Consider the following 8,813-nt stretch of genomic DNA (forward strand, 5'->3'; position numbering starts at 1 on the left):
CACGGTTCCAGGAGGCTTCGTACTGCCCTATATCAAGCTGTACGATGTGGTATTCGTAGTAATAGAAATAAAAAACTAAGAGCTTATTATGATAAAAAGCGTGCTGAAGGAAAGCTGTTCAAAGTAGCGATAATTGCTTGTGTGAATAAACTCCTCCACTGGATTTTTGCCATCTTGACTACTAAGGAAGCGTTCCGTTTAGAGTAAGCAGCAAGAAATAGAAATATATGGAATGTCTTTCCGTGCTTTATGGGACGGTTCTTTCCAATGCACTTTTTTAAGTATACCACTTCATGAATCCGCCATTAATAATTAAATATTGACAAGCTATTAGCTGGAATAGCGTAGTGAGGCTATCAGAAAAATGAATCGTTAACTGCCGTTCCATCTTTACTCGCGATTATGCGCATATGTTTGTGTCGTAAAACGATTATGCACATATGTTTGTGTCGTGGCTTCGCGACACAAACATATGTGCTTTCAACTAAAAAATCCCCTATTTACGGGGATTTCAAAACACCTATGTTTGTGTCGCCAGACAACGATCCCCTTATTTTACCTCAGTCGCGGCAGTCATACGTGGCTAAAGATATATGTCTTGTCTAAAATCGGCAATGGATATATGTTCTTGTCCACGGAGAAAGACAAGAACATATATCCATAAAATAATAAAACCGCGCAGCACGCGGGTCCATTAGGATATAATTCTTTCGACCTACAATTCATCACGACACCACGTTAATATGATATAAGATAGGTATTTATCTCAGGAGGCGTGATCTTGTTCAGGCTTGCTTTACTCCTTTATCTACCTCTACTCATATCTCCTCTTAATATCATTAATGTGCTTGTAGAATGGGCTACCAGGCTGTTTTTCTCATCGAACACATCACATTCGACTAAGCCGATTGTGCTCCCTTTTTTTATGATCTTGGCAACAGCTCGTAATCTGGCGTTCCAGACTGGCTTTAGAAAATTGATTTTTAATTCAATGGTGGTCATCGTTTCGTTTTCTGCTAAAGTGGACGCAAAGGCAACACCCATTGCGGCATCAGAAATATCACAAAGGACGCCACCATGAAGAGTTCCCATAGGATTGTGATACCGCTCGGAAGCTTCCATTTCAAAGACAGCCCTACCTTCCTCTAATTCAACCAGTTGAAAGCCTAGAAGTTGACCGATTGGTGGCTGAGGTAGTTCACCTGACAAGATTTTTTTCATCTGTTCATAACGATTCATGACATAACCACCTTTTTTTCTTTCGCATCTTACTGATCTCGAAAAACGGGCGCTCTCTTTTCTAGAAAAGCAGTTACGCCCTCCTTATGATCATTGGATGCTCCCATGAGCCGCTGCCCTTCTTCTTCCCAGCCTAATACCGTATTCAAATCATTATCCAAGCTCTTATACATAATTTCTTTCATCTTCCCGAATGCCAATAGAGGCTTTTGCACAAGCTGCTGGGCAAATAAGCGAACCTCTTCGTGAAAGTGGTCTGCCGGTATCGCTTTATTGATTAATCCGATGCTTTCCGCTTCCGTTCCATTCAGTATCGAACCAAGCGCGGAAAGCTCCAATGCTTTTGCTAACCCTACGATTCTAGGCAAAAAGAAATGTGCCCCAGCATCCGGAATGAGCCCGATCTTAATAAAAGCTACCGTTAATTTCGCCTCTTCCGTCGCCAGGCGGAAATCGCAGGCAAGCGCAATGCTTAGTCCGGCGCCCGCAGCTACCCCATGAATGGCAGCAATAATCGGCTTTCGTATTTCCATCATATACCGCAGAAGCTTATTATAGGTCTGGCTTAAAATGTCTCCGTAATCCATTCTTTCTTGAAAATTGATACTCGTCAAATCAGCTCCGGTAGAAAACCCTCGCCCTTCTCCTGTCAGGACGATACAGCGGACATCCGGATTTTCATTTGCGGCTGATAAAGCAGCATAAAGGTCTCTGTGCATCTCAAAATTAAAGGCGTTGATCGTTTTGGGAATATTCATCGAGATCGTAGCCACATGGTTTTCTATGGAATATTTAACGGTATCGAACACTGTGTCGGCCCCCTTATTTGTTTTTCGACAATCTTGCAGATAATGAAGCTTCCGCTTGCTTAAACTCCTGACGGAGCTCTTCAACCAAGTCGGCTACAGGCATGACCCGCTTAATTGCATTTACCCCCTGTCCTGCAGACCAGATAACCTTCCATGCTTTATTTTCATTATGATTCAAGTGTGCGACGTTCACCGATTCTTTCTTCTCGAGCTTTTCCGGGTCAAGACCGGCTTTCCGGATACTTCGGATAAGGAAATTGCCCTTCACACCGCTGAATGCATCGGTATAAATGATATCGTCCGACGTCGACTCAATCAGCATATTTCGGTAATTTTCGCTTGCTAATCCTTCGGAAGCGGCGATGAAGCGTGTGCCCATATAGGCGAAATCGGCGCCAAGCGCTGCTGCGGCGAATATGTCTTGTCCTGTTGTAATACAACCGGCCAAAATAACGGGCCCCTCCCAGAACTCGCGTACCCCTCCCATAAACGCAAAAGGATTAATGGTACCGGCGTGTCCTCCTGCACCTTGGCAAACAAGGATAAGTCCGTCCACGCCTGTCTGCGCTGCTTTTCTAGCATGAGTTAACGTGCTGACATCCGAGAATACCAACCCTCCATATTGATGTACTAGCTCGACAATGGGTCCCGGAGCTCCCAGCGAAGTAATGACGATCGGCGGCTGATATTTCTTAATCAGCTCAACGTCCGAACCATATCGCGTATTCGTTTTATGAACGATAAGATTCACCGCCCATGGAGCGATTCGCCGCTCCGGGTCTTTAGATTTCGCCGCTGCAAGCTCTTCTGAAATTCGTTTCATCCATTCATCCAAAATATCGGTTGTCCGGGCATTCAATAATGGGAACGAGCCGATAATTCCGGTTTTACAACATTCGATAACCATTTCCGGACCGGAAATAAGAAACATCGGAGCAGCGATTACAGGTAACGTCATTTGTTCCGTAATGTGTGATAAATGATTAGTAGACATTTTCCACCGTTCCTTTCTCAACTTAATCGTAACAAATAAATAAAAGCGTTTACAAAACTCCGTCTCTGAATGAGTATTCATTCATTTTCATCTATATTCTACCATCTTAAGGGTTGTACTGACAACTTTTGATTTTTTACATCAACACAACAACGGAATTTAATATCAAATAAAAAGTTTTTACATACCAATAAATTACAGGTATAATTTAATTGCAACCGTTTACATATAAATGGGTACGTGAAAGATGCTATTTTCATTCTAAGGGGTGCTTCTATTGATTCGATCAAGTATGATGGATTATCCGCTCACGTTGAATCATATTCTGGAGCGGGCAGGCAAATTGTTTGGCACTGTTGAGATCGTATCCCGTCTACCGGATAAATCTTTGCATCGCTGCACTTATGCAGATGTGTACGATCGCTCCCGGCGTTTGGCGGAAGCGCTTCAAAAGGCGGGAATACGGCGCGGCGATCGGGTGGCTACGCTGATGTGGAATCACTATGCACACCTCGAAGCCTACTTTGGTATTCCAGCCTCCGGTGGCGTTCTGCACACATTAAATCTTAGACTGCACCAGAATGACATCGCTTACATCGTGAATCATGCAGAAGATCGCTTTCTGATCGTCGACGATGTGCTTTTACCGCTTTTGGAGAAATTTAAGGATCTAACTTCATTTGAACGGGTGTTTGTCGTGAATTTGACGGGGCTACCCGTTTCCGGTTATGAGAGTTACGAAGATTTTCTGGAAACAGCGGAGGGACATTTTGAATATCCCGATTTGGATGAACGGGAAGCAGCAGCGATGTGCTACACATCCGGCACTACCGGCAGGCCGAAAGGGGTTGTCTACTCTCATCGGTCACTCGTACTGCATTCTCTAGCGTGCGTCATGAAAGACTATTTGTCGATCGGCCAAAACGATGTCGTTTTGCCCGTAGTGCCGATGTTTCACGTCAATAGCTGGGGTATTCCGTACGATGCGGCGATGGTCGGGGCGAAACAGGTTCTCCCTGGTCCTCACCTCGATGCGGAAAGCCTGTTGAACTTGTTAGAAAGCGAACAGGTTACGACTGCCGCAGGCGTACCGACCATATGGATGGCAATCGCAAATGCTTTGGAGAAGGAGCCTGAACGCTGGAAGCTCAAAAAAATTCGCATGATAGTGGGAGGCTCCGCAGCTCCGGAGGGATTGATTCGCACCTTGGACCGCTTTGGTCTTCCTATCGTCCATGCATGGGGAATGACGGAAACAGCCCCTCTCGGCACGGTAAGCTACTTAAAGGACAATATGTTCAACTGGTCGGAAGATCGACAATATACAGTTCGGGCCAAACAAGGAATAGCAGCGCCATTCGTCGAAATGCGAATCGTAAACGATAAAGGCGAAGCGCCATGGGATGGGGTAACCATGGGAGAGCTCCAGGTTCGCGGTCCTTGGATTGCCGGCACTTATTATGGAACCGAAGATGCGACGCAAGGCTTTACAGCGGACGGATGGTTTCGGACGGGCGACATCGCTACGATCGACTCCGAAGGCTTCATGAAAATAACGGACCGCATCAAAGATTTGGTTAAGTCCGGAGGCGAATGGATCAGCTCTGTGGATTTGGAAAACAAGCTGATGGGGCATCAGGCTGTGGCCGAGGCTGCCGTATTTGCCATACCTCATCCCAAATGGAACGAACGTCCGGCTGCGGCGGTCATTCTGAAGGCAGGTATGCAAGCAAGTCCGGAAGTGCTTCGCGCATATCTCGAAGAGGAATTCGCTAAGTGGTGGCTGCCGGATGTGTTCCTATTTGTCAATGAAATTCCGCGCACTTCATCCGGGAAATTCTTGAAGTCGGCGCTGCGGGAACTCTACAAAGAATGGGAATGGAAAGAAGCGTCGAACGAATAGGAATCAGATCATTGTGCGTCGGCACACAGTCCGTGCGCATCGGAAAAAAACATGTTTCGCCGCACCTCTTCGAAGGACATTTCCCTTTATCAGGTGTTTCGGGTGGATTGAATACAAGGAAGTCCCGATGACCTACCTATCGTCATCGGGACTTCCTTGTGATTCTTGAGTTATTTCGAGTTTGCTTCAAATGATAATCGTGTCTGTGATAAAGGGTTTGCCCCCTCGTCTACTACTCCTCTTTCGGCCACCCACCCCATATGCCCATGCAATTGCCGTCCGGGTCGACAAATTGGAAGCTGTAGCCGCCGCCTGGTTTATAGACCATCTCCTTGACGTCAGCGCCCTTCTGTTTCATCTCTTCGTAGAGTTCGTGGATGTTATCCACTTGGAAAGAGAAGAAAATCTTCCTTTCTCCTTTGGCGGAGATAAACTCCATTTTCGGAACCTCATTCGTAAGGATCAAACCGAACCCCATCCCGTTCACGTTTAGCCAAGCTTCCTCATCACCTTCGTTGTAGGGGAAGCAGAAGCCGAGCCCGAACATGTCCGTATACCACTCTACCGATTCCTTCACATTCCTTACCGGTACTTCTATTACCTGAAGATGAAATTTCTTTACCATCAACTACGATCCCTCCTAAAATGGTTCTTCAATGGTATATAACGGTTCCATGAACGTAAAAGAAATGGTCATCCCAAAACTTTTTTCGAGTAGATTCTCATTAATTTACCGTTCTGATCAAGAAATTCAAAGTAGATGTACTACTCCTGCATGCAAACCTTGGCCACGTCGATTCTACGATTGCGAAGCTGCCAATACGAATTGAAGATTTGCAGGCTGTTTCCGCTTCGTATGGACATCGATTCAACGTACATACGCACCTCAATATTTTGTTTACTGTTTTTTTCTTGAAAGAAATACTTAACTCCTTCAGCAATTCGTTGAGCAAATCTGCCCGTTCGTACAAAAGGCTGCACGCAGCAGCCTCTTTAGGTTTGTTCAGCTATCGTTCTTCGTTAGCGTAACGCGGCTGTACCAATTGTTTCATTTCATGTAGCGATATTCCAGGAGATTCTTCAAATTTGAGATTTTCTGCAGCAGCTTCTCCCCGACATTGGTTTCCCTCACCAGCTTCCGCTCCAGTTCTTTGTCCACCAGCCTTTTTACAGACAATACGTCCGTTCCGTTACATAACACATCTTCTTTTGAATTAAATTTCTGATGGGCAACGAGCTGCATGCCAAAGGAATTATATAACAAGGTATATCCGGCTATGCCCGTTGTAGATTGATAGGCTTTGGAAAAACCGCCGTCAATGACAACCATTTTCCCGTTTGCTTTAACGGGGTTCTCTCCACGAATTTCTTTAACTGGCGTGTGGCCGTTAATGATATGTCCATGATCCGGATTCATATCAAACTCCAGCAGGATTTTCCGGCAGATCTCCTCATTTTCACGCAAATGGTAATAAGGGTTCTTTCTCTCCTTATAGGTTTCTTTATCTTGGATAAAGTACCGTTCAAAGGTGGTCATTTCTCTCTTTCCAAAGAGCGAGGAACATTCCCCTGTCCAGATGTACCATACCATATCTGTAGCCAGATCATCCGTCTCTTCCGGATGCGCAAAGGCGTAACGTAAATAATATTCAAAAACATCGAGCAGCTGACGGCCCGAATAAGTCTTGTCTTCAATTTGCATTTCTTCCATGTTTCCTTCTTCATCCAAAGGAATACAGCCGTGAAATAACAAATTCCCGTTGTATTTTAAATAAAGGCTGCCCTTTTTCATAAGAAAATTCATATGTCTGGCCAGCTTTTCGGAATGCTGAACGGAGAACAGCAGCTTTTCCATCACCTGCTGTTCTTCCTCCAGCAACTGTTCAGGCTGCTGCGGATTTACGGTTGCGAAACAGGTGTTTTCCAGCGGGTATGTTTTTCCGCCGATCTTGATTTCAGTTTTGTCGTAATCGATCTGCTCAAGCAAAAGCCTTTTAGACATATTAAAGTATGGGCGTCTCTTGATAATCGGGATTTCAAGCTTAAACTGGATCATGGCAATGGCTTGATGAATTTTGGTAATCTGCAGGATTTCCTGCTCCGAACCGTTATGGTCGGTCTGCAGCTTCGGTCTAAAGGCCGGATTGTCATCATAGTATTTCTCCGCCAAGTTCAGCAGTGGGCGAAGATTGATTCCATATACGTCTTCAATGATGTCCAGATTGTCGTATCTGGCGCAGATCCGGATAATATTCGCAAGGCAGACCAAGGAACCCGCATAGGCGCCTATCCACAGGACATCATGGTTCCCCCACTGAATGTCTACAGAATGGTAGTTGATCAGCGTGTCCATAATTTTATCAGGGTCCGGCCCGCGGTCATAGATATCTCCGACCACGTGAAGATGGTCAACCACCAGGCGCTGGGTCGTATAAGCAAGGCCGATAATGAGCTTGTCCGCCTGGCCCAAGGAAATAATTTGCCGGTATATTTCCTCATAATAAGGGTCCTTATTGTTGGTCGAATCCGTCTTGTATAGAAGCTCTTCTACAATATATACAAACTGCTCCGGCAGCGCTTTACGCAATTTCGAGCGCGTATATTTGGAAGAGGCATAAGAAATGAGCTTAAGCATTTGTTCAATCGTTTCTCTGTACCATCGGTTCAAGGCTTGTTTATTGCACAGGTCTCCTTTAACCAGCTGTATTTTTTCTTCCGGATAATAAACTAACGCAGTAAAGTCATTGATTTCATGATTCGTCCAAACCTCACGGAACAAGTCTTTGATTTTCTCTTTTACGGTACCCGAACCGTTTCTTAGTACATGCTGAAAAGCCTGGAACTCCCCATGCAAATCACTGACAAAATGCTCAGTTCCCTTGGGAAGATTGGAGACCGCTTCAAGGTTGATGATTTCTGTTACAACTTTTTCTTCCGTATCATATTTCTGGGCCAATAAATTTAGAAACTGCGCATCCAAAAGAGATGTCCCCCTTCAAGGAAATATGGTGATGTATAAGAGGTTTTTTAAATGGGGCTAGCCGCGTACCTTTAAGCTTAGTGTAAACAGTAAAGGGAAAAACATTAGGTTTCCGAGGTTCCCTTTGGTACGCTTACTAACAGCTATTATAACTGAAACTTCCCACGCTTTCCTGCCCTTTAGCTTAATGATAAAATCAACATCGAGTTTTAACAGAGCCAAAATCAAAAAAAGCCTTGCAGGGATGCTTTCCCATACAAGGTTTCTTCGACGTTATCGAACTGTTAAGGTATTAAAGATATCCGATACTCCTCTCGTCTCCAACATACATATCTACGTATCAAATAATCAAATTGTGTGTGGTTATACTAACTTTAGCCTTAGGAGGCGATTAACTATGATAAGAGCAATGTGGATGGCCAAAAACTAACCCCATGTTTACTTCACCGGGCTTGGAGGGAAGTTAATCGAGCCCGTGCCGTCTGGATCGACGAGTAGACAATCCAATTACTTTACAACCCATTCTCATTTCGAGAGTATAGAAAAGCTGCATTAAAACGGGATCATTACACTTGTTTGTTTTGTGGTGTGGACGTCCCGCAACGACTGTAGATCATATTGTCCCTTCAAGCAAAGGAGGCTCAGATCTTCCCCAAAACTTACTCGCTTCTTGCATGGAATGCAACACGAAACGAGGAAATCGTTCAGCGTTCTCCTATCTTTTAGAAAAAGTACTTTCCGTGCCGAATTCTTTAAAGCTCTGTTACCGCATCATTAAAGCTAAACATAACCATCGTCGAGCGAACTGATGTAAGTACTCTTCACCGCCTTGAGGCGTTTTTTATCTTTTGCCTGTTTTCGAGGAATTTATTGTTTAGCAGATCGAAA

Annotated in this window: 8 protein-coding genes and 1 pseudogene; 3 read left to right on the forward strand and 6 right to left on the reverse strand. The window is 44.7% G+C overall.

Annotated elements, in window-relative coordinates; all coding sequences use genetic code 11:
* A pseudogene (locus BLT91_RS29810) lies at window positions 1–207 on the forward strand (IS110 family transposase); the annotation flags it as partial.
* 597 nt (window positions 208–804) lie between these two features.
* Here the strand turns inward: BLT91_RS29810 and BLT91_RS29815 are convergent.
* Genes BLT91_RS29815 through BLT91_RS29825 form a run of 3 tightly spaced genes read right to left on the reverse strand, consistent with a single transcriptional unit; the run spans window position 805 to window position 3,042 of the window.
* Window positions 805–1,239, reverse strand: a complete 435-nt coding sequence (locus tag BLT91_RS29815) for a PaaI family thioesterase (RefSeq protein WP_090827825.1) — start codon at window positions 1,237–1,239, stop codon at window positions 805–807.
* Window positions 1,240–1,268: 29 nt separating this feature from the next.
* Window positions 1,269–2,048 carry an enoyl-CoA hydratase/isomerase family protein gene (locus tag BLT91_RS29820; protein ID WP_090827827.1) on the reverse strand — a complete coding sequence of 260 codons (780 nt, stop codon included), beginning with the start codon at window positions 2,046–2,048 and terminating at the stop codon, window positions 1,269–1,271.
* Between the two features lie 13 nt (window positions 2,049–2,061).
* On the reverse strand, window positions 2,062–3,042 hold the full coding sequence (locus BLT91_RS29825) for an NAD(P)H-dependent flavin oxidoreductase (protein ID WP_090827829.1): 981 nt from the start codon (window positions 3,040–3,042) through the stop codon (window positions 2,062–2,064).
* A gap of 277 nt (window positions 3,043–3,319) precedes the next feature.
* On the opposite strand from BLT91_RS29825, the gene BLT91_RS29830 reads away from it, so the two are divergent.
* Window positions 3,320–4,945: a long-chain fatty acid--CoA ligase gene (locus tag BLT91_RS29830; protein ID WP_368086869.1), complete on the forward strand. Its 1,626-nt coding sequence runs from the start codon at window positions 3,320–3,322 to the stop codon at window positions 4,943–4,945.
* 232 nt (window positions 4,946–5,177) lie between these two features.
* Here BLT91_RS29830 and BLT91_RS29835 read toward each other — a convergent pair whose 3' ends face one another.
* The 3 genes from BLT91_RS29835 to BLT91_RS29845 all read right to left on the reverse strand — a co-directional run bounded on the left by BLT91_RS29835 (window position 5,178) and on the right by BLT91_RS29845 (window position 7,925).
* Window positions 5,178–5,570, reverse strand: coding sequence for a VOC family protein (locus BLT91_RS29835; RefSeq protein WP_090827831.1), 393 nt, complete (start codon window positions 5,568–5,570; stop codon window positions 5,178–5,180).
* Window positions 5,571–5,710: 140 nt separating this feature from the next.
* Window positions 5,711–5,926 (reverse strand): hypothetical protein, encoded by a 216-nt coding sequence (locus tag BLT91_RS29840; protein WP_090827833.1) that lies wholly within the window; start codon window positions 5,924–5,926, stop codon window positions 5,711–5,713.
* A 67-nt stretch (window positions 5,927–5,993) separates the two neighbouring features.
* The gene (locus BLT91_RS29845) at window positions 5,994–7,925 is read right to left on the reverse strand and encodes a fructose-1,6-bisphosphatase (RefSeq protein WP_090827835.1); all 1,932 of its coding nucleotides are present in this window, start codon (window positions 7,923–7,925) and stop codon (window positions 5,994–5,996) included.
* Window positions 7,926–8,506: 581 nt separating this feature from the next.
* On the opposite strand from BLT91_RS29845, the gene BLT91_RS33320 reads away from it, so the two are divergent.
* Entirely contained in the window at window positions 8,507–8,734 is a 228-nt protein-coding gene (locus tag BLT91_RS33320; RefSeq protein ID WP_254777207.1) for an HNH endonuclease, read from the forward strand.
* Window positions 8,735–8,813 lie beyond the last annotated feature (79 nt).

It is taken from the genome of Paenibacillus sp. yr247 (assembly GCF_900103825.1).
Taxonomy (GTDB): Bacteria; Bacillota; Bacilli; order Paenibacillales; family NBRC-103111; genus Paenibacillus_E.

Coding starts and splice junctions, on each gene's coding strand:
- BLT91_RS29815 (WP_090827825.1), bottom strand. CDS start 1,239: ATGAATCGTTATGAACAGATGAAAAAAATCTTGTCAGGTGAACTACCT.
- BLT91_RS29825 (WP_090827829.1), bottom strand. CDS start 3,042: ATGTCTACTAATCATTTATCACACATTACGGAACAAATGACGTTACCT.
- BLT91_RS29835 (WP_090827831.1), bottom strand. CDS start 5,570: ATGGTAAAGAAATTTCATCTTCAGGTAATAGAAGTACCGGTAAGGAAT.